14 protein-coding genes are annotated in these 20,833 nt (G+C 33.1%); 2 read left to right on the top strand and 12 right to left on the bottom strand.

Annotation, left to right across the window (positions count from 1 at the left end; translation table 11 throughout):
* Positions 1 to 125 precede the first annotated feature (125 nt).
* From AC1DVP_RS13885 to AC1DVP_RS13910, 6 genes are all read right to left on the bottom strand, one after another.
* The gene (locus tag AC1DVP_RS13885) at positions 126 to 1,739 is read right to left on the bottom strand and encodes a RagB/SusD family nutrient uptake outer membrane protein (RefSeq protein ID WP_477184077.1); all 1,614 of its coding nucleotides are present in this window, start codon (positions 1,737 to 1,739) and stop codon (positions 126 to 128) included.
* 19 nt (positions 1,740 to 1,758) lie between these two features.
* Positions 1,759 to 4,770 (bottom strand): SusC/RagA family TonB-linked outer membrane protein, encoded by a 3,012-nt coding sequence (locus AC1DVP_RS13890; protein ID WP_477184078.1) that lies wholly within the window; start codon positions 4,768 to 4,770, stop codon positions 1,759 to 1,761.
* Positions 4,771 to 4,934: 164 nt separating this feature from the next.
* Positions 4,935 to 6,863, bottom strand: coding sequence for a glucosamine-6-phosphate deaminase (nagB, locus tag AC1DVP_RS13895; protein WP_477184079.1), 1,929 nt, complete (start codon positions 6,861 to 6,863; stop codon positions 4,935 to 4,937).
* 234 nt (positions 6,864 to 7,097) lie between these two features.
* Positions 7,098 to 9,272, bottom strand: coding sequence for an alpha-N-acetylglucosaminidase (locus tag AC1DVP_RS13900; RefSeq protein WP_477184080.1), 2,175 nt, complete (start codon positions 9,270 to 9,272; stop codon positions 7,098 to 7,100).
* A 355-nt stretch (positions 9,273 to 9,627) separates the two neighbouring features.
* The gene (locus AC1DVP_RS13905; protein WP_477184081.1) at positions 9,628 to 9,933 is read right to left on the bottom strand and encodes a hypothetical protein; all 306 of its coding nucleotides are present in this window, start codon (positions 9,931 to 9,933) and stop codon (positions 9,628 to 9,630) included.
* 338 nt (positions 9,934 to 10,271) lie between these two features.
* Positions 10,272 to 11,102, bottom strand: a complete 831-nt coding sequence (locus AC1DVP_RS13910; RefSeq protein ID WP_477184082.1) for a leucine-rich repeat domain-containing protein — start codon at positions 11,100 to 11,102, stop codon at positions 10,272 to 10,274.
* Between the two features lie 323 nt (positions 11,103 to 11,425).
* Here AC1DVP_RS13910 and AC1DVP_RS13915 point away from each other — a divergent pair, with 323 nt between their 5' ends.
* Both AC1DVP_RS13915 and AC1DVP_RS13920 read left to right on the top strand, forming a co-directional pair.
* Positions 11,426 to 11,668 carry a DUF2798 domain-containing protein gene (locus AC1DVP_RS13915; protein ID WP_477184083.1) on the top strand — a complete coding sequence of 81 codons (243 nt, stop codon included), beginning with the start codon at positions 11,426 to 11,428 and terminating at the stop codon, positions 11,666 to 11,668.
* A gap of 63 nt (positions 11,669 to 11,731) precedes the next feature.
* Complete coding sequence (locus AC1DVP_RS13920; RefSeq protein ID WP_477184084.1) at positions 11,732 to 12,301, top strand: Crp/Fnr family transcriptional regulator; 570 nt, start codon at positions 11,732 to 11,734, stop codon at positions 12,299 to 12,301.
* A 64-nt stretch (positions 12,302 to 12,365) separates the two neighbouring features.
* Here the strand turns inward: AC1DVP_RS13920 and AC1DVP_RS13925 are convergent, their stop codons facing one another.
* From AC1DVP_RS13925 to AC1DVP_RS13950, 6 genes are all read right to left on the bottom strand, one after another.
* A complete protein-coding gene (locus tag AC1DVP_RS13925) occupies positions 12,366 to 13,028 on the bottom strand; it encodes a DUF2461 domain-containing protein (protein WP_477184085.1) in 663 nt (220 codons plus the stop codon).
* A gap of 153 nt (positions 13,029 to 13,181) precedes the next feature.
* On the bottom strand, positions 13,182 to 13,808 hold the full coding sequence (locus AC1DVP_RS13930; RefSeq protein WP_477184086.1) for a putative polyvalent protein kinase domain-containing protein: 627 nt from the start codon (positions 13,806 to 13,808) through the stop codon (positions 13,182 to 13,184).
* Between the two features lie 196 nt (positions 13,809 to 14,004).
* Positions 14,005 to 16,167 (bottom strand): antiviral reverse transcriptase Drt3b, encoded by a 2,163-nt coding sequence (drt3b, locus tag AC1DVP_RS13935; RefSeq protein WP_477184087.1) that lies wholly within the window; start codon positions 16,165 to 16,167, stop codon positions 14,005 to 14,007.
* The gene (gene drt3a / locus AC1DVP_RS13940) at positions 16,160 to 17,662 is read right to left on the bottom strand and encodes an antiviral reverse transcriptase Drt3a (protein ID WP_477184088.1); all 1,503 of its coding nucleotides are present in this window, start codon (positions 17,660 to 17,662) and stop codon (positions 16,160 to 16,162) included. The genes drt3b and drt3a overlap by 8 nt, the downstream gene beginning before the upstream one ends.
* A gap of 206 nt (positions 17,663 to 17,868) precedes the next feature.
* On the bottom strand, positions 17,869 to 19,908 hold the full coding sequence (locus AC1DVP_RS13945) for a family 2A encapsulin nanocompartment cargo protein cysteine desulfurase (protein ID WP_477184089.1): 2,040 nt from the start codon (positions 19,906 to 19,908) through the stop codon (positions 17,869 to 17,871).
* The gene (locus AC1DVP_RS13950) at positions 19,892 to 20,809 is read right to left on the bottom strand and encodes a family 2A encapsulin nanocompartment shell protein (protein WP_477184090.1); all 918 of its coding nucleotides are present in this window, start codon (positions 20,807 to 20,809) and stop codon (positions 19,892 to 19,894) included. Before AC1DVP_RS13950 ends, AC1DVP_RS13945 begins: the two co-directional genes overlap by 17 nt.
* Between the last annotated feature and the right edge of the window lie 24 nt (positions 20,810 to 20,833).

Consider the following 20,833-nt stretch of genomic DNA (forward strand, 5'->3'; position numbering starts at 1 on the left):
ATAGAGAAGATGAGACTTTCAAAATAAACCCGAAATAAATTTTTCAATAAAAAAGGAGAAGAAATATAATCTTCCTCTCCTTTTTATGAAATAAAATCTATCTGCAATTTTTGCTTTTAAATTAATTAATATCCAGGATTCTGGATTAATGCAGGATTTAAAACCAAAGCATTAGTCGGAATTGGAAAAATACGGCGATAGGTATCAGTATTTGTTTTGAATCCCCATTTTCCTTCATATTTTCCAAATCGGATCACATCGTTTCTATGCCATGCTTCTTGAGCAAATTCACGGCTTCTTTCTTTATAAAGATCGTCTAAAGTCACGCCAGACCAAGCTGCAGAAGTAGAACGGCTGGAACGTACCATATTTACCAATGTAAGTGCTGTTTGACCCAAAGTTGGATTACCTCCGCGAAGAATCGCTTCAGCTTTCATCAAAAGAATATCTGAATAACGTAAAAACGGCACATCATTATTTTGGTTACGGCTTGTTGAAGTTGCATCAGGATAAAACTTGATATTTCTGTAGCCCATGTTCCAGGCAATTTCATCATTACCGCAGTCGAACAAAGTAACACTCTGGCGAAGAAGAATATCCGGTGTTAAATTTACCTGATATGTATAAGACGCACCACCATCTGATCCAGTATAGAACTGGTCATAGCCTTTTTTCGTTGTTGTAACCGTTACCGGTGTAACACCATCATTCATGAACTGCAAACCAGTTAACCATTGTTTGTTACGAATATCATTTACATCATCGAAATTTGCATAAAACTCCGGCAAGGTACTTCTAGGTGCGCTAGGCGTAAAAGGAAGACCAAACTTTGTTCTTTCTGAACGAGGCACATCATAACGGGAATGATACATTTGCCCATTAAAACCAACTGTTGCAGCTGATGGATCATAAGGTATGGCAAAAATAAATTCTTTCATTTGCGGTCCATTATTTGGATAAAACATCTGAAGATAAGTACTTCTAGGTTCAACAGCATACAATCCGGAATTAATAACGGCATCACAAGCAGCAATACAATCATTGTAACGTGCAGTTCCTGTATAAACCTCAGCATTCAAATACAATTTGGCTAACAAAGCATTGGCTGTTTGTTTATTAGGTCTTCCATAAGTGGTCACGCCAGAGGCCGGATTTAAGTTAGGTATGGCTTTCTTTAATTCTTTTTCGATAAATTCAAAAACCACTTTTCTATCCGATTTAGCATGTGAACTAAAATCTCCGTAAACAGTATCCAAAGGCACATTTCCGTAGCTGTCCATCATCATATAATAAGAGATGGCACGCATTGTTTTTAATTCTGAAATCATAGTCGCTTTTTCTGCTCCTTCAGGCATAGCTTGATTCAAAATTGAAATAGTCTGATTACTTATCCCAATAACTTTTGATGACCAATCCCAAAGACTTCCTATGATACCATTGTCTGGTGTCCAATCATGATAATGCATTGCAATATAATTTCTATTGTCAAACCAGTTACCTCCTCTGGCCGGCATAATTGCTTCATCAGTAGTCAGCGATTGTGACCACCACCATGCAAATGAAAACTCTCCACGAAAAGCTGCATACACGGGACCAGCAGTCTGGACATACTGAGTTGAATTTTGGGGAAATACATCTGGCGTAAGCTGTGTCGTAATTGGTACGTCAAGATTCTCGCAAGACCATAATAGACCAACCGCAAGTATTGGAAGTCCTAAATATTTTAATATATTTTTCATAGTGTTTACAATTTAATTTTTAGAATATCACGTTAAGACCAAACAAAAAGGTTCTGGTTTTTGGATAAAAGTTATTTGAATCTACACCTGGAGCAGTTCCTCCTTGTTCAATTTCAGGATCAATTCCAGAATACTTGGTAATAACAAACACATTATTTACTGTTTCATAGAGACGTAATTTTTTTATGTATTTACCAACTTTACCAAAATCATAGCCCAAAGTCATATTGTCTAATCGGATATAGCTTCCATCTTCTATGAAACGCGTTGAATATTTATAAGCGTTAAGATCATTTGGCGATTCATCTGCAGCATCTACAAGAATATTGCTTGACATTGCGGTGCTAGGTCTAAATAAATCGGCACGGGTTGCGTTGAAAATTTTATTACCAAATACTCCACGGAAGAATATGTTCAAATCAAACTTTCTATAGGTAAAATTATTATCCCATCCCATTAAAAATTTAGGCTGCGCACTGCCCGCATAATGATAATCAGTACCAATGGCTGGAGTTGTTGTTAAACTTCCGTCTTTGGCAACATACTGAGAAACACCAGCTGCATTTTTTCCTGCATATTGAAGCGTAAAGAATTGTCCAAGAGGCTTTCCTTCTTTGAAAATCTGCAAAGTGCTGCCTGTTTGTCCACCACCTTCTGGTGCTACTCTTCGAATCGAATCTCCCCCGATAAAATATGGGTTTTTCAATTTAGTGATTTCATTTTTGTTGTGTGAAAAATTCAAATTCGTTGACCAGCTAAATTTTTCAGTTTTAATTGGAGTACTGCTCAAACTAACCTCAATTCCTCGATTTGACATATCACCTCCATTAGCAACAATTGTCCCTACTGGCACCAGTACCGGATTTACAGCATAATTATAAATCATATCTGTTGTTTTCTTATCATACAAATCAACAGAACCAGATACCACTCCTTTCAAAATTGCAAAATCAAGACCAATATTTGAGGTAGCCGTTTTTTCCCAATTCAAATCTGGATTAGCGGCTTGATTCGGTCCATAAGCACCAACTTGTTGTCCGTTGTAATAGAATGTACCAAGACTTCCTGAGATAAATTGAGCCGTATAAGCATTAAATCCAGAGGAGTTACCTGTTTCTCCATAACTTGCACGAAATTTCAAATCAGTAAAAATCTTTTGGTTTTGCATAAAACCTTCTTTATCAACTCTCCATGCACCACCTACTGAAGGAAAATAACCCCATTGATTATTTACTCCAAATACTGATCCTCCATCTCTTCTTATTGATCCTTGTAAAAGGTACTTGTCTTTGTAATTATAGTTTAAACGTGCAAATTCAGAAATTAAACGTTTTTTCTGGTAGGCTCTACTATCACCGAAATCTACTTTGTAACCAGAAACCGAACCATAATTGCTCAAGGCAAGGTTGTTATAACTTACATTATCTACAGGAAAATTAGTGGTTGTAGCTTGGAATCCATCACCCAAAACATCTTCCTGCCAAGAATAACCAACTACAGCTTTAATTTTGTGCTCGCCAAAAGTCTTGTCCCAATTCAAAAAGCTTTCAATAATGCTATTGGTGTTTTGATATGAGTTTCTTAATGCTGATCCATTTACACCAAAATTCATTAAGGAGTGTACTTGAGGCGGGTCAGGATTGTTGTAGAAATTGGCACTATTGTATTTTTGATAATAGCTGTCATAAAACTCTCCGTGTAATGAATTTAGTTGTTGGTAGGAAAGATTTAAGTTGTAAGTGAATCCAAAAGGAAGCTTTACTTCTGTTGTAAAACTACCTACAAAATTATTGGTTTTCGTATCATCATCTCCATGATTAATCAAAGCAACTGGGTTAAAATAACCAGTTTGAATGAAATTTTCAAAATAAGTTCCGTCAGGATTTCTTACCGGAGAAACTGGAAGATGGCTAACAGACTGCAAAAGTGCCGTGTTACGCTGAGGCACGTTATTATAAATACTATTTGAGTTTGTTACATTCAAGCCAAATTTAACATGATCATCAAAAGCATATTGCTCAACTGCTAAATGCGCAATCACACGTGAAAAGTTACTGCTCAAAAGAACACCTTCTTTATCAATATAAGTAACACTCGCAAAATAATTACCATGCTCACCGCCGCCGCTTAACGAAAGGTTATGGCTTACTGATTTAGCATATCCATCTTTAAGGATTTCTTTTTGCCAATCTGTATTAGCTCCTTTATCATTTTCAGGGGTAAAATTTAAATTATTTTTAGTTACAAATGCTCTTAACTGATTTGAATCCATCATGTCAAGCTGGTTTGAAACCTTTTCAAATCCAAAATAATTACTGTAATTAATTTGGGTTTTATCTTTAGCTCCTCTTTTTGTCGTTACCATGATAACACCATTTGCGGCACGGTTACCATAAATAGCAGTTGCAGCCGCATCTTTTAATACATCTACGGTAACAATATCATCTGGCGCAATAACCGAAATGTCAACACCCGGAATACCGTCTACAACATAAAAAGGCCCTTGAGAACTGTTTAATGTCGAAACACCACGCAAAACTACTGAAGAGGGTTTAGTAGGATCACCGCTAGCCGAAACATTCAGACCTGCAACTTTACCTTGCAGCAATTGCCCAACATCACTGATTACTCCATTATTCAATTGTTCAGCTTTGACAGAAGTAACAGCTGTTGTCAAATTTTTACGGGTTCCTTTCCCATATCCAACCACTACAACTTGTTCTAAGGTAGTAGCAGTTGAAGCTAATTTAATTGTATACTTAGATTTTGCTCCATCTAATTTGAGACGCTGCTCCACAAAGCCTACAAAAGAAATTACCAATACAGCATTTTTATTTGAAACAGATATCTTAAATGTTCCATCAAAATCTGTCATAGCACTATTGGTCGTACCATTTTCAAGTACATTAGCACCTGGCAGTGGCATACCCTTCTCGTCCAAAACCACACCTGCGATTTCTGTTTTTTGCGCCCAGCAATTAATTGATAAGCCTACAAAAAAGGCGAATAATAAAATTTTAAGTTTTTCCATATTACATTTAAATTAGTTATTTGGTTAATTGTTTAGCAAAATTAATATTAATGATTTGTTAAAAGAATGGACAGATTATTCACAAATATGGATGTTTTTAATGAAGTCAATGAGAATAAGGGATACAAGCCGTATTTTTAATATATTATATATCTAAAATCTTACTAATACAACCACCTCACGAAGGCTTCCATTGCTGCATAATGAGCTAATCCCAGCTGATGATACAAATCGGCTGTTTCTCTATTTCGATCTTCGGCACGCTGCCAAAATTCTCTGCTGTCTGAACCTTGAAAAACCACTCCGTCTTTTTGTGACTGATGTTTAAAAATAGCTTTTCTTTTTCCCAATACCTGATCAGGTCCCATTGGCACTGCCATTTCAATTTCATCTATTCCCCATTCCTGCCATGCGCCTCTGTAAAGCCAAACCCAGCAGTCTTTCATGAAATCTTTTGTTTTTAATCTTTTTACAGCTTCAAAAACGGCATCCAAACACACTTTATGAGTGCCATGCGGATCTGCCAGATCTCCTGCCGCATAAATTTGATGCGGTTTGATTTTATCAATGAGTGCCATTGTTATTTGAATATCTTCTTCTCCCAAAGGTTTTTTTTCTATCGCACCTGTTTCATAAAACGGAAGTTCCATAAAATGAATCTGGCTATCTGGCAATCCCACAAAATGGCATGTGGATTGAGCTTCCCCTTTTCGGATCAAGCCTTTAATGTTTCTAACTTCTGGGATATCAATTTCACTGTTTTTTTTATTTTTAAGAAACTGAACCGATTTATTATAAATATCATCAGCTTCGATACTTGCAATTCCAAATTTATCATTGTAATCGCATACAAAATTGGCGAAACGCAGCGCTTCGTCATCGGCAACGGCAATATTTCCTGACGTCTGATAACCTATATGCACTTCATGCCCTTGTTCATGCAGGCGCTTAAAGGTTCCTCCCATGCTTATAATATCATCATCTGGATGCGGACTGAAAATAAGAACTCGTTTTTTTGCCGGTTCAGCCCGTTCTGGCCGTTTACTGTCATCAGCATTGGGTTTTCCGCCTGGCCATCCGGTAATGGTGTTTTGCAGTTTATTGAAAATCTTAATATTGATGTCATAAGCCGGGCCTAAATCGGCAAGCAGATCACTCATTCCATTCTCAATATAATCGGCATCAGTAAGCATTAGTATTGGTTTTTTCAAATACAGCGCCAAACCTAAAACAGCTTTTCTAATAAGAGTATCTGTCCAATTCACTTTTTCGACCAGCCATGGCGTATTGATACGCGTTAATTTTGAAGCAGCGGCTTTGTCTAAAACAAAAGTGGTATTATTATGCTCCTGCAAAAAAGTTGCCGGAATCTGATTGGTCACTGTACCTTCAACAGAAGACATAATTATATTCGATTTTCCTTCACCCCAAGCCAGCAGGATAACTCTTTTGGCTTCCATAATCTTTTTTACGCCTAAAGTTATAGCCGTTCTTGGTGTATTATTCAAACCCGAAAAATCATTGCTTGCCGCCACACGAGTAATATGATCTAAAGCAACCAAACGGGTTTTTGAATTTTGCAGAGACCCGGATTCATTAAATCCAATATGTCCATTACCACCAATTCCTAATATCTGCAGGTCAAGACCTCCAAACATTTCAATCTTAGATTCATAATTATTACAATAATCCCCTATTACTTCTTTCGATAAAGTACCATCAGGAATATGTACATTTTCCGGCAGAATATCGATATGATTGAATAATAATTCGTTCATAAATCGAACATAACTGTTTATAGAATCCGGTTCCATCGGATAATATTCATCTAAATTGAACGATACTACATTTTTAAAACTCAATCCTTCTTCTTTATGAAGGCGAACCAGCTCAGCATATAAGCTTTTTGGACTAGAACCAGTAGCAAGCCCCAGTATGCACAACTCGTTTTTGGCTTGCTTTTCCCTTATCAAACTTGCTATTTCCTGAGCTACCGATTTGGATCCTGTTATCGAATTTTCATAAACTACAGTTCCTATATTTTCGAATCTCTTTTCAAAACTTGTCGCTTTGTCTATATCACTTTTTAACATTGCTTTTATTTTATTGATTAAATATTTATAACAAACCCGTTGTTGGGCGTAATTAATTCAAACACATAGAATCATAAATTTTGCAAGCTTAAAACTGGGCGTTTCACTTTTTTAAAATACGCATAGTAACCTATGTGAACGAAATGAATCTCTTTTTATGTTTTTTTTAAAACAAAATCTATGTTTCTATGTGTTGACTATTTTTTTGAATTATACTCAAAGAGTTAATAACTGTTAATGCATTTCTTTATTTTCACTCCATTTTATTTCCCATTGTTTTATTAATTCTCTTTCTTTCGTTTCATCAAATGGGGTATTCTTGACTGTTGATTCCCTTAGAGCCTGTAAAAACATTTTCCATCTTGGCCAATAAAACGATGCATACATACCGCGCCATGATCTGGATGCATAATCATTCAAGTGACCTTCTCCTCCCCACAGTGTTATTAATGTTCTTGCATTTTTTATGTACAGTTTGGATTCATCAGGAGAGCTTCCATAATCGGAAGCAGATTTCAGCCAATTATTCAGGCTGTTCAAAGGCTGTCCCGACATCATAGAGTCTATATCCAAAGCCTGTTTTTCTATTTTTTTAAACAATTCATCTGCTTTTTTTATGTCTTTCGACTGATAGGCTTTAACGCATTCCATCAATAAGTCATCAATACGAAGTGAATAATAATGTCTTGAAACGTCTATTAAATCATAAGAGTAAAGATCATTTTTAGCTGAGTTTTTAGCTTCTTTTTTCAAAATATCGATAGCCTGTTTTAGCTTTTCTTTATCTCCGGGATTTCCTTTAAATTCGGTTATTTTTAATGTAGGCCTTTTAAAAAGCAGATAAGCTCCCGCTCTGTCATTCCACCAGCGCGTTTCCCAATATTTAGTGCTGTAAACGGATTCTAATAACAATTGCCAAGCCTGAAAAACGGAGGCAGAAGTCTTTTTCCCGTATCTGGCGTTTAAATATTCTTTCAACCAGTCATTTATCGATTCCTTGCCTTGATTCCAAGGAAGATCATAAATGTATTCATAAACTATTGAGTTGTTATTTAAGCCTTCCGGCATTGCTCCATAGCCAACAATATTTCCCTTATTGGAATTTTTCAATAAGCTGGTGAGTTCATTTTTATAGAAATTTAAATCTCCATACACAGGATTGGATCCTCCATAATTATGCACATAACCGTAAGTCCACTGTTTTCCGTAAAAAGCTTCTTGGTTTTCCCATACTTTATACCTGTCATTTGCATAATCCTGAATCATTAATCTGTCGTTTGGCACTTTGCTGAGAAAAGCTTTAGTTGCTTCTTTTGTCCAAAACTTTTTATTATCTCCAAAAAGCCAGCCCTGCATAACCCATGTAGCGCTTGGAGAAGCTTCATTAATGGTTTCAAAAATAGTTTTCCCATAATCGGACAGTTCCTCATATTTGTGATCATTTGAAACTGGAGGCGTAATTTCATTAAAAGAATCGGCCAAATAAAAATCAGATTGTCCGTATAATTTTGTGTAAATTTCTATAAAACGTTTACCGACTTCTTTAAACAAAGGATCTTTTGAATCTAATAAATAGGTGCTTTCAAAACCTCCTCCTGACCAAGATTTTAATTCGCTGATTTTTGAGTTTGGATGTTTTTCTGCAAATGCTTTTGGCACATAACCGCTAAAAGCCGGCACAACAGGATGCATTCCTAATGCTCTCATCCTTTGCAGTATTTGCTTTTGAACGTTTTCTTTTTTGTTTATCCAATCTTGTGGCAATGGCCCTTCAAGACTGTTGATATTCCCCATTCTTTGCCAAGGCAAAAATGCAGGTCCTGCAAAATGTGCCTGCAGCTGACTGTCTGTCAGTCCGTACTCTTTCCATAATTGCTGCCAGACTGCTTCTTGTCCTTCCATTGCTGTAGGCAGATTAATACCGTGAAACGCCATCCAGTCAATTTCTTGTTCCCATCGTTTCCAGTCCCACCACGGAGTCGTGTAACCAAATGTACAGGCATTTAAATACTCCCTGTATTTAAACGGTGTAGATTGTTTTTTTGAATATTTTGGCCAAGTCTTTGGCAAAGCGGTTCTTTTTCCTTCCCAAGTGACCAAAACTGCTCCAATACTCTTAAGAAAACTATAGGCTCCATAACAGATTGCCGTATTGGTTGTTCCCTTAATTTTTACACGATTTGCTGTTGTTTCCACTTCAAACCAATCTGCTTCATTTGAGCCGCTTTTTTCAACGATAGTAAAATCAAACTCATTTGCCCGTTTTCCAATAAGCCTTTCCAGTACTGCAGATGCAGTTTGGGTATTCTTCCCGTTTTTACAGTATCCGTTAGTTACAAATAAAAAAAAAACAAGAAAAGCGGTTACACTTTTCATTAATCTGTTTTTACACAAGGTCACTTCTATCATTTTTCTGCAATTTTAATTTCTTATACATTTATTTTTTGATAATTTTAAAAACATACCCTATACAGATTCAGAAACTTTAAAACTGTCACTGTCTCATGATTAATTTTGGCACTTTATTTAAGGATAAAATTATAAAATAATGAACTCTTAAATAATGGACGTATCATTCAAAATTATAGACAGACTGCCCAAATAAATAAGGAATCAATATCACTATTAATGCTTTTGGCAAATTCGCGTTAACATATCTATATTTCAAAAAAGGCAAAGCAATCTCACTGAAAGTAACCGCAAAAAAAAAGACTGCTCAATTTTTTGAACAGTCTTTATATCATTATTACATCGACAAAATAATTTAAGATCTAAACAATCCCTGCTTATGGGCATTGTATAAAACTAAATCATAAGGAACTAATTTTGGAGCCACTTTTTCTGAAGAAGCATCAAACCTGATGTTATTGTGCTTTCTGAACAAATAAATCTCTTTCAGGCAATTTGACAGACTCTGATGAATTGAACTTGTAAAAATTGGCAACGGCTTATCTCCTGCCAATAAATCTATTTGGTAATTGGAACTGCTTTTCGACAGATTATTTCCGATAATTCTTAAAGAAAATGTTGTTGGAATTCCGTTTTGCTCTCCTTGATACTGTACTACCATAATTCTATAATTAAAATGTGGATAAATTAAAGTCTATTTTCCTCAGCTCCTATTTCAGCTGAATTCTTAATAAAATTAAATAAAAAAAAGAAACTGATATAATAATGAGCCGTAAATTATCAAATTTATAACATTGAGCTATTATTAAAATAACTTCACTTATTCATTAAGGAATAAATAGTCCGTAATTTGTACCTCCCGAATAAAAACTAAGCTGAATATTTATCGTAAATATAAAAAACGAAAAACCCTGTAATGTATGAAGTTACAGGGCAATCTAACTAAATGTATTAAAACAAACAATCTTCTTAATCTCTTTACTCTTTTGCAGAATAATTTTATCCCTTATTAACGGGTAAAGAAATTACATTTCCTATTTCGTTTCTCATGGTCATGTTCAATTTATCTAATAGTGATAATTTATTGGATACCAAACCTGAAAACAAATTATAGGATATATTTAATTTTTTTAAATGGGTTAATTTTTCCAATTCTGTTGGCACTTGGCCTTTAAAATCATTATCAAAAAGATTCAAATTTTCCAGCAATACCAAATTTCCAATTGCAGGGCTTAATTTTCCCGTAAATCTGTTAGTATATAAAGAAAGTAATTTAAGAGATTTTAATTCATATAAAGAAACTGGCAATGACCCCTGAAAAGAATTTTCATATAAAGAAAGATTCTCAAGCATGGATAATTTTCCTATCTGCAGAGGCAGCTCACCAGATAAAATATTACGGTCAAGCATTAAAGTTTTCAAATTGGGAAGTGAACAAATCGAACTAGGAATAAAACCTGTCAGCTTATTAAACGAAAGATCTAAAACCTCCAAAGATTTCAAATTGCCAATATTAAGCGGAATTTCACCATTCAATAAATTGGTGCCTAAATTTAATTCCTGCAAATTCAATAAAGTGGTAATTTCAATAGGTATACGGCCAGTTAAATTATTGTTGTTCAAATTTATTGAAACAACTTTATCATCAACGACTTTTACTCCATACCATTTATCCATTGGCAGAGAAAGATCCCATTTATTAATCCATTTAGCTCCATTGGTAGCTTGGTTTAATTTTATTAAGACTTCTTTTTCTGCTTTTGAAAAGTTTGCAAAAGCAGTGAATGAAAAGAATACAGTAAAAATTAGTAGTGTAATTTTATTACTCATTTACTTCGGTTAAGATTGGTTGTGCCAAAAATAATTAAAGTTCGGCAACAAACAAAAAAAATCGACTAATTAACATAAAAAAAAATAGCACAGTGATATATCTTACAAAAAAAATAATACTTCAATAATGAATTGTTGTACTTACAAAAAAATAAAGTAAATAAAACAATTAATTTACAGACATAAATCCCATTACCTTTCTTTATTTTTTTCATTCTCCAAAAACATTAAACTAATCCGAGTAGCATGATTTATTGACATATATCAATTTTTCATACGGCTGTAAATTTCATCTTTGCATCGAACATTTAAAAACAAAAAAGATGAATAAAAAATATTTCAAGAATATCAATACCCTTTTTGTGGTTTTGCCAATGACTTTGATTATGGCATTTGTGGGATTGATACGAAATTATGGTTTTGGAGAAGATTGGTTTTTTAAATTCTTAAACGCATGGAGCGTTATGCTTCCTGTTGCTTATCTGGCCGCATTTATAATTATTCCGAGAGCAAGAAAACTAGCCGAAAAAACAACTGCAGAACCTAAAACAACACCATCCATCTGATTTTAAGACTCCCAATTTTGGTTTGTCTTGAATACTCTTTAAGTTTGTAAAAAATGCACCAAGATGTATGACCAACTGAAACAATTTATTAGAGATAAAGTGGCTATTTCTGAAGAAGAACTGGATGCTATTCTGCCTTTTTTCAAAACGCTTGCTGCCAAAAAAAATAAACTTCTGGTAAGCCACAGTGAATATAGTCAACAGCTGTATTTTGTAGAAAAAGGATGTCTTCGTATTTTTTTCATTAATGAAGAAGGACAGGAATCGACTCGTTTTTTGGCTTTCGAAAATCATTTTGCTAGTGCATTGGTTTCTTTTATCACCGAAGTTCCAGCAGTAGAATATGTTCAAGCACTGGAAGATTCCGAACTGCTTTGCATTAATCGAAAAGATTTCTTTTACTTGTTAGAGAAATATCCCGTTTGGGAGAAATTCTACAGGCATTATTTGGAATTTGCCTATGTAACCAATACGAATCGCCTGATGTCTTTTATCACTATGGACGCCAAAACACGCTATGAAAACTTACTTAAAGAAAGACCTATTGTGGTAAAAAGACTTCCGAATAAAGTGGTCGCTTCGTTTTTAAATATCTCACAGGAAACCTTGAGCAGGTTGAAATCGAGGAAATAAAAAAAGCTATAACTTTTAGTATTATAGCTTTTTTGGAATTATATTCCTTTATTATCGCTTCCTTTTAGAATAAAGGTTCTCCATTTAAATCCGTAGTAAGTAATTCACTCATATAATCGAAAAAAGGTCTCATTGCTAAAAATGTTGCAATCACTTCTTTCTGAAAATCATCAGATAAAACTTCCTTATCTGTAAATTTTCTCTTCACTACAAATTGTTTTTTCTTAATCAGATTAATTGCAGGATGATTTTTATCGAAGCCTTTCGGAGCAGTTTTCACTCCATCTTCTCCTTTAAGCTCTCCGAAATATTTTACGAAAGTATTGTTGAAAGTAATCTTTTCGATTTCTGTTGTATCCATTTCGAATTCTTTACGGATACGAAGTAAATCTTCACTATTTGGAGCCCAAAATCCTCCACCCACAAAACTTTCATTTTGTTCTAAATGAATATAATAACCGCCTCTTAACATTGGTTTTGTACGGGAATATCCAGCTCCAAAATTAGTTTTATAAGGAGATTTATCTTTAGAAAAACGAACATCTTTGTAAATTCTAAAAATATGGATTCCTTGTAAACTATCATGTTTTTGAAGTTCGGAATAAATCTGTTCGAAAAAAATTTTATTTTCTTTCACAATCAAATCATATTCTGGTTTGTGCTTAGTAAACCATTCCCGATTGTTATTTTCTTTTATCTGTTTAAGAAATTCAAATCCTCTTTTCATAATACTATACAGGTCAAAAGTCCGAATATTTTTCTCATTTGTTTCAAGTGTTAATTTTCTTTTCGGGCTGTAGCTTCTTGAAATTTTATTGCTTTCTCTCGTTTATGGCAAAGTTTACAAAACCGAGAGGTCGAGTTTAATTGATTAAATAAATTATAATTTATAAAATTCTTCCGTAATATAGAAAACGGTATCAATAAAATATAAATTACTTTGAAAAGTCAGTACATTTTCATCGTGCAAATCTTCCAGAATTATTCCCAAATCTGGATTAAAGTAATCGTTATTTCTTGTGTTTTTAAAACCATTTTCATCAAGAAATTTTTTGACATTTTCTAATTCTGTGTCTTGATCTGATTTTATAAAAGCTTGCTCGACTACACCATACAATACATTTTCAGATTCGTAAAACCCAACTAATTGATAAGCGGTGTCTGGAAAAAAGAAATTATTCAATAATAAGTTATTGAAATAATCCTCCCATGATAAGTAGTAAATGGAATCATTAAGTTTGAAGACTTGAAACTCATTGTGAAGATAAACCTTTTGTTCAGCACCACTGGAAACAAAAGCAGTAATGTCAATTTCAGTATTCCAAAAGTTATTTTGGTCACAAAATTGTCTTATGCACCTTTCTTCTTCACTTTTGATTTGCTTGCTTTCTTTAGCTTCTCTGCCTGCGCTCTTGCTTCTTCTAAGGTAACGGGTGATTGCTTGGATAGCATCTCCATGCCTAACTTGGCTCTTTCCTGAAATGATATTTTGTAGTTCATGTTTCATGAAATTTAATAATACAAAGATAAAGATTTCTATAATAAAAAAACAGCCTATACATCTCCTACATAGACTGTTTTAGTTTCCTCATTTACAGAGTGCTGTCAACTACAAGTGTGTGAATTTAAGAATAATAAATCATTCATAAATTCTAGATTGAAATATAACACATTCAAACTGGAGATCGGTGTTGACAATATTTTTAAGAGTAAACCTCTTGACTTTTTTTATATTCTAATTCCTTTGCTAAATTAAACCTTTCCCATTTAGTAAATCCATATTTCATGTGTCTTTTTTGAAAAAAACGAATTTTATCTAAAGTTTCAAAATCGTTTTTTAATTCGCTAACATTTTTACTGTTTTTATATATGGCAAAAAATCTTCTTTTATCCTGTCTAATAAGAAACGGACAAGCAATTAAATCAAGCATTAGATGAGTTAATTCAGAAGATTTATTTCTTTTCTCAACTGGAAAACTTTTGATATAGTTTTCAATGTATTTTTTCAATGCAACCTTAATTTTAGTATATTTTTTTGAATGCCCAAAATAAAACAACAATACCATTATTGAAAAATAATTTAATTGACAATCTGGAATTTCATTTTTTTCATTGTCAAAACCTATGAATTTCTCTAATAAAACTTCAGGTATTCTAAACTCTCTATCTAACTCCCTAATCACAGTCAAAAGATAAAGTGTTTCAATCTGAGCATATTCATTAATTGAGTTCTTTTTAATAATTAAAGTTGATTCATCAAGTATCTTTTTAAAAATTCTATTCCTATTATTAGTGCTTAGAATAAACTCTTTATCTGATTTTCGCTTTAGTTTATAAAAAACAAGTATTTTAGATAAAATATGACAAGTTTTAATAGTTGAGTTTACTCTGGGTGAAACTGAATAAATAAAAAAAACAAAATCTATAAAGTTTATCAAATGTGAAGTCAATTCATCTTCAACTTTATCTAATTTATTTATAACAGTTTTATCTGCAATTTCACCTGTCATTGTTTTTAACCTATAATCAATATAAACTCTTTCAGAAATAACAAGATTCTTTTCAATAATATTATTTAAAAGAGCCAAACTATAATTCAAAACATCTTTGTAATCAACAGATGATTCTTTAATCAAAATCTTATACTGAGTTATTAAATTATTAGGATTAAAGTAAAATGAAAACTTATGATTTAATATTTCAACATCCTCTTTATTTTCATCAATTGAACTTTCTTTTTTTTCTAATTCTTTAATTGAAAATCTAGGGTTTTCTAAAAACAATTTATTTATTTTTTCTTTAGCAATTGTAATTTCTGTAATGATGGGCTTTTTATATTCAATTGTTTTAGAATTATTAATAGACAATTTATACTCTTTTAACTCGTGTTTAAATATTTTAAAAATTTCCTCTTTTAATAAATCATCATCGCAAAATAAAAAATAGTCATCTACGTACCTGTACAATTCATAATCAATTTTATTTATAAAACCTTTTAACTTAATTTTTTCTTCGACGATTTTATCAATTCTTTGAAGAATGATTTCTGCAAAAATTCGAGAAAATTCGGGACCAATTAAAATACCATTTGTTTCACCATAATTTGAATATTGTATGAATTTATCAAATATCCCAGAAAAGTTTTTCTTTGAAGCGTCAACATTTTCTTTTACATTATCTAATCCTAAAACTGCCCAAGATATTGAATGTGTGTAAATACTATCAAAACATTTTGAAATATCGAATTTGAAAAGAAAATTATATTTTTTCTCAGCTCGATGATACCGGTAATCTTCATAAAACTTATAGATATTTGTATACTTCTTATATGAAAAATAGGTCTTTAAATCTTCATATTCTCTACCGTCTAATTCTAAAAAATCATTTTTATCACCTTTATTTAATTGATGTAATTTATCATTAAAAAAGCTGAATTTTGCAACTTCAACAGGTTTTCTAATACTAAAATTACTAATTGAACATGAATACAAAACAGATTCTTTAAAGTCTTCGTAAAGTTTGATTAATTTTAATTGATTAATTGGATGTATTAATGCTAATTCCCTAAAATCTTTTTCCTTGTGTGTAATTCTATATGTAAAAGGAACTCTTCTAAATTTATAATCTTCATTATTATCATACTGAGGATGAAATAGTATTTTTAAAATTTCTTTAAAAGCTATCAAATTATCCCCACTAAAATCATTATTAAAAACAATCTTTTCACCATCCAGACAAATATTATTCTCAACCAAAAATCTATATAGATACCTGTTTGAAAAAGTAATAGGAATCTCATAAGGCAACACATCAGACAAAATTGCTCTCTCTTTTGGATATTGAATATATTTTTTCTTCTTACTCATTTTGCCAGATTGATTTAATTACTTCAAATTTATTGGTCACTCTTTCAAACTTTTTATTGTAATATTTTTGCTCTTTAGGTGTAAACTTAAATGAATAGAATTTCTTTTCTTTTTCTTCAAAGCCCTTAAGAAAACAAATTTTATTTTTTATAAATCCTTTTAAATTCTCTAAATCAATTCCTATTTTAACTGGTGGTGATAAATCATTTAACGCAATGTTTAAATTATCATTTATTTTACACAAAGACAATTCATGTCCAGTTAATTCGAGCATTTTATTATTATAATAAATTCCAGCAGATATATTTTTTTTACTATGATTTAGATGAAAATTTCCAGACAGAAATTTAAACCTATCAAACAATAATTTTCTTGCTATATTCTCATTATAATTTGAGTCTTTATTATATGCTGAAATTGAATCAATAATCCGTTGTTTATATCTAAGTTGCCTTTCTTCAGAAATTTCAATTTTTACAATTGTTTTAGAACATGTACTGTAACCTTTAGGATAATGTTCAATATCAAACAAATAGCCTAAAAAAGTTATTTTTTCATGTACCTTAAAAGTTTTGTTTTGGGTTTTATCAAAAAATAGCTCAATAGATTTTGTTTTATCTTTCCGTCCTTCTAGATTATCATTTATTTGAAGTTCATTTGCGTTTATTATCTTTTTTATTAATTCTTGATAATCTTTTGTTTGGCTTTTAGTTTTGGGAGAAAAAACGGCAATAATATCATCAACATATCTTGCATAATAAATAATGTCAGGTAATGATTTTATTTCATTGTCTATTTCTCTCATATATAGTTCCGAAAGATAGGCACTCACCCCAAAACCCCTTGGTATTCCTTTTTTTGGTTCCATTATTGATGCATCTTTAATTCTTTCAAATTCATAAAAAAGTCTTTTTAAAAGTTTTTTAGAAAGAGGAGATAGTAAAGTGTTATTATCTAATTTTTCAAAAAGTTTATTTTGAGGAATTGATTCGTAAAAATTATATATATCAGTACGAATTACTGTTTTTGGAAAACCATCAGAAATTAAATTATAAGTTTGCTTTATTATTTTGTTCCTGTCTGCCTGAATTACTTTAAAAGTTTTATTTAAATTTTGTTGAAGTTGCTTAATAGCAAAAAAATGAACTCCGTCTTTTTTTGTTGTGTAAATTTTATTTTGCACATCATATTTAATATCAAAACAAAATGGAGTTTTTTCATTATTAACGACAGTAGCATATTCAGAAAATAGGTTGTTTCTAATTTCTTCTTTAGCATCGTTTATTGCTTCAAGCTTTTCAGCAAAAGAATCTAATTCTTCAATAGAAAGTGTCCTAGTCTTTTTTAAATCTATTTTTTCATTTAAAACAGTATTAAATTCATCATGCTTATCAAAATATGCTTGATTTAAATGTCTATTTTTTATATTTCCTTTTCTGTTTTCTTTTAGAAAAATTATATTAAAATTGGAACCTGAAAATGATTGATCTAGCATTCTTAAATAGATTTAAAATTTTAAAAAGTAATTGTAATTAAAACTTACTTTCGAAAAAAAATTTTGCCACAATATAACTCACTTTTCAAATATAATTATAATATTTTTCTTAAAATTAGAGTAATCTACAAAAAGTTAATAAATCTGTTAATTGATAAGAATTAACACAAAAAAAGCCCAAGAATTAAATCCTGGGCTTTTGCTTTTTATTTCTTTCCGGATTTTAACTTCCAGAGCGTTTCTATAAAAACATCTACATCCTGAGTTGTGTTGTAAAAAGCCAAAGACGGTCGAACAGAAGTTTCTACTCCCATTCTTCTCAGAATAGGCTGTGCACAATGATGTCCGGTTCTCACAGCAACTCCTTCTTTATTTAGTGCCTGTCCTACCTCATCATTGGTAAAACCCTGCAGGTTAAAAGAAAGAACACTCGCTTTATTCGCAGCAGTTCCAATTAATCTGACACCTGGAATTTGCTTTAATAAATTAGTAGCATATTCCAACAAATAATGCTCGTATTGCCCGATTGCTTCTATTCCGATTTTCGAAACATAATCAATCGCTGCTCCAAGACCAATGGCATCGGCGATATTACCAGTACCAGCTTCAAAACGATTCGGTGCTTTATGGTATTTTATCTCCTCAAAAGTTACATCCTGAATCATATTGCCTCCAGATTGATACGGTTCCATTTCGTTTAGCAAATCTTCTTTACCATAAACAGCGCCAATTCCCGTTGGTCCAAATAATTTATGACCAGAGAAAACCAGCCAATCAGCATTCAGATACTGAACATCCACTTTCATGTGCGAAACAGATTGCGCACCATCCAAAAGCACTTTGGCGCCAGCAGCATGTGCCATTTCTACCATTTGCTTAGCAGGAGTTACTGTTCCCAAGGCATTTGAAACCTGAGTAAAAGCAACCAGCTTTGTTTTAGAATTCAGCAGTTTAGCATATTCATCAAGCAGAATTTGTCCATCATCGTCAACAGGAATCACTCTTAATTTCAAGCCTTTTTTATCGGCTAGACGTTTCCAAGGAACAATATTGGCATGATGTTCCAAATTACTGACAACAATTTCATCACCAGCCACCAAATTATGATCTCCCCAGCTTTGAGCAACCAAATTGATGCCTTCTGTCGCACCGCGGACAAAAACTATTTCATTTACGGAACTTGCGTTCAAGAACACTTTTACTTTTTCGCGTGCTGCTTCATAAGCATCAGAAGCTCTGGCTGCCAGTTCATGCGCTGCACGATGAATATTCGAATTCTCGTGTTCATAAAAATAACTAACTCGGTCAATAACAGATTGTGGCTTTTGAGTTGTAGCGGCATTATCAAACCAAATCAATGGCTTTCCATTTACCGTTTCACTCAAGATTGGAAAATCTTTCTTGATTAAATGAGCATTGAAATTTGAGCCTCCAAATCCCTCAAATTCATTATGTTTTACTGATGGAACTGCTGCCTTTATAGAATCAGAACCAAAAGGATTTTCATTCAAGAAATAATATGAACTCGGCGTATCAACTATGCTTGGAGCGGTTACCAGAGGCGGAATCCCGAAACTGGAATTAAGAGCCTCTAAAGCCGTTTTTAACTCTGCTTCAAAAGAAGAATGCCCGAATTCAAATGGCAAATAATTCTGATTCAGATTAGACGGCGAATTACCGCCGCTATTTTTCAGATTAGGATCATTAAAACTCGTTTGCGGATTATCTGCATTGATATTATTCCCATTATTTACAGCAAATGGATCGGCTCCGCTTCCTGAAACTGGAGCAGAAGAAAATCCTTCGTGGATACCCAAATTCAAATCACTTAATTGCGAAATATCTTGAATACTAGAATCAGAAAAAGCATTAGAGTATCCTCCAAAGCTTGGCGCTTTCCCATATTGAGCAACCGAAGGCGAGCCTCCAAAACCACCAAATGAAGGCGGTGTTTGCACGGAACCTATCGGACTGGCTGAAACAGCTGGAGTTGCCAATGGAGCTAAACCAGATTGTGCCACCAAAGTATCGTGGTTGCTAACTGGAAATAGTGTTTCAACTCCTCCCAAATTACCTGCAGCAAGCAGCGTTTCGGCAATTTTTGTAGCGCGGGGATGTTCACTTGCATTAGGGCTCAAAGAAATTTCTTTTGGAAATTCGTTGGGCAATGCACTGAACAGCTCATTGGCTAACTTTTCCAAGTCATCAATATTTGGCAATCCTGCTGTGTTAGTATTTGTACTCATGATACTTGCCTATTTCTACGTCTTCTAATACCGCAATAGCATCATCCACAGTTACTGCCAATGAACAATACAATGATACTAAATAAGAAGCAATGGCTTTTTCATTTATTCCCATAAAACGTACTGATAATCCCGGAGACTGCTCCCCTTGCAAACCTGGCTGAATAAGACCAATTACACCTTGACGGCTTTCACCTGTGCGCAATAAAATAATTTTAGATTTACCGTTTTTTATAGGTAATTTATCAGATGGGATTAACGGAACTCCTCTCCAAGTCAAAAATTGAGATCCAAACAAAGAAGTTGTTGGAGGCGGCACGCCACGGCGCGTACACTCACGGCCAAATGCTGCAATCGCTAATGGGTGCAGCAGGAAAAATCCTGGCTCTTTCCAAACTTTTGTCAGCAATTCGTCTAAATCGTCTGGCGTAGGAGCTCCTGTACGTGTTTTTATAATTTGTGAAGGCGCAACACTATTTAGCAAACCATATTCTTTGTTGTTAATTAATTCGCTTTCCTGACGCTCTTTAATTGTTTCGATAGCCAAACGCAATTGTTCTGAAATTTGATTGTATGGCTTACTGTACAAATCTGAAACACGAGTATGTACATCAACAATAGTTTGAACTGCCGCCAAATTATACTCACGGGGATTATCAATATAATCAACAAATGTATTAGGCAAAGTTCTCTCATCTCTTGCAGAACAATCTACTTCAATGTGATTTGCATCTTTTACTTTATTCAAACGATACACACCAGATTCTACCGGAACCCAATGCAAAAGATGCGTAAGCCATCTTGGACTTGTTGCCATTGTCGGCACTGAACGTGTAGCGATTGCTAATTGTCTTGCAGCTACGTCTCCTAACGCAGTTTGCTGTTTTTTTAATTCTGCCATTTTTTTTGTTTTAATTTATATTTA

This window comes from Flavobacterium sp. P3_A6 (genome assembly GCF_056403035.1).

Excerpts from the sequence above, each read along its gene's own strand:
- AC1DVP_RS13885 (WP_477184077.1), bottom strand. The coding sequence starts at position 1,739 with ATGAAAAATATATTAAAATATTTAGGACTTCCAATACTTGCGGTTGGT.
- AC1DVP_RS13890 (WP_477184078.1), bottom strand. The coding sequence starts at position 4,770 with ATGGAAAAACTTAAAATTTTATTATTCGCCTTTTTTGTAGGCTTATCA.
- nagB (WP_477184079.1), bottom strand. The coding sequence starts at position 6,863 with ATGTTAAAAAGTGATATAGACAAAGCGACAAGTTTTGAAAAGAGATTC.
- AC1DVP_RS13900 (WP_477184080.1), bottom strand. The coding sequence starts at position 9,272 with ATGATAGAAGTGACCTTGTGTAAAAACAGATTAATGAAAAGTGTAACC.
- AC1DVP_RS13905 (WP_477184081.1), bottom strand. The coding sequence starts at position 9,933 with ATGGTAGTACAGTATCAAGGAGAGCAAAACGGAATTCCAACAACATTT.
- AC1DVP_RS13910 (WP_477184082.1), bottom strand. The coding sequence starts at position 11,102 with ATGAGTAATAAAATTACACTACTAATTTTTACTGTATTCTTTTCATTC.
- AC1DVP_RS13915 (WP_477184083.1), top strand. The coding sequence starts at position 11,426 with ATGAATAAAAAATATTTCAAGAATATCAATACCCTTTTTGTGGTTTTG.
- AC1DVP_RS13920 (WP_477184084.1), top strand. The coding sequence starts at position 11,732 with ATGTATGACCAACTGAAACAATTTATTAGAGATAAAGTGGCTATTTCT.
- AC1DVP_RS13925 (WP_477184085.1), bottom strand. The coding sequence starts at position 13,028 with ATGAAAAGAGGATTTGAATTTCTTAAACAGATAAAAGAAAATAACAAT.
- AC1DVP_RS13930 (WP_477184086.1), bottom strand. The coding sequence starts at position 13,808 with ATGAAACATGAACTACAAAATATCATTTCAGGAAAGAGCCAAGTTAGG.
- drt3b (WP_477184087.1), bottom strand. The coding sequence starts at position 16,167 with ATGAGTAAGAAGAAAAAATATATTCAATATCCAAAAGAGAGAGCAATT.
- drt3a (WP_477184088.1), bottom strand. The coding sequence starts at position 17,662 with ATGCTAGATCAATCATTTTCAGGTTCCAATTTTAATATAATTTTTCTA.
- AC1DVP_RS13945 (WP_477184089.1), bottom strand. The coding sequence starts at position 19,908 with ATGAGTACAAATACTAACACAGCAGGATTGCCAAATATTGATGACTTG.
- AC1DVP_RS13950 (WP_477184090.1), bottom strand. The coding sequence starts at position 20,809 with ATGGCAGAATTAAAAAAACAGCAAACTGCGTTAGGAGACGTAGCTGCA.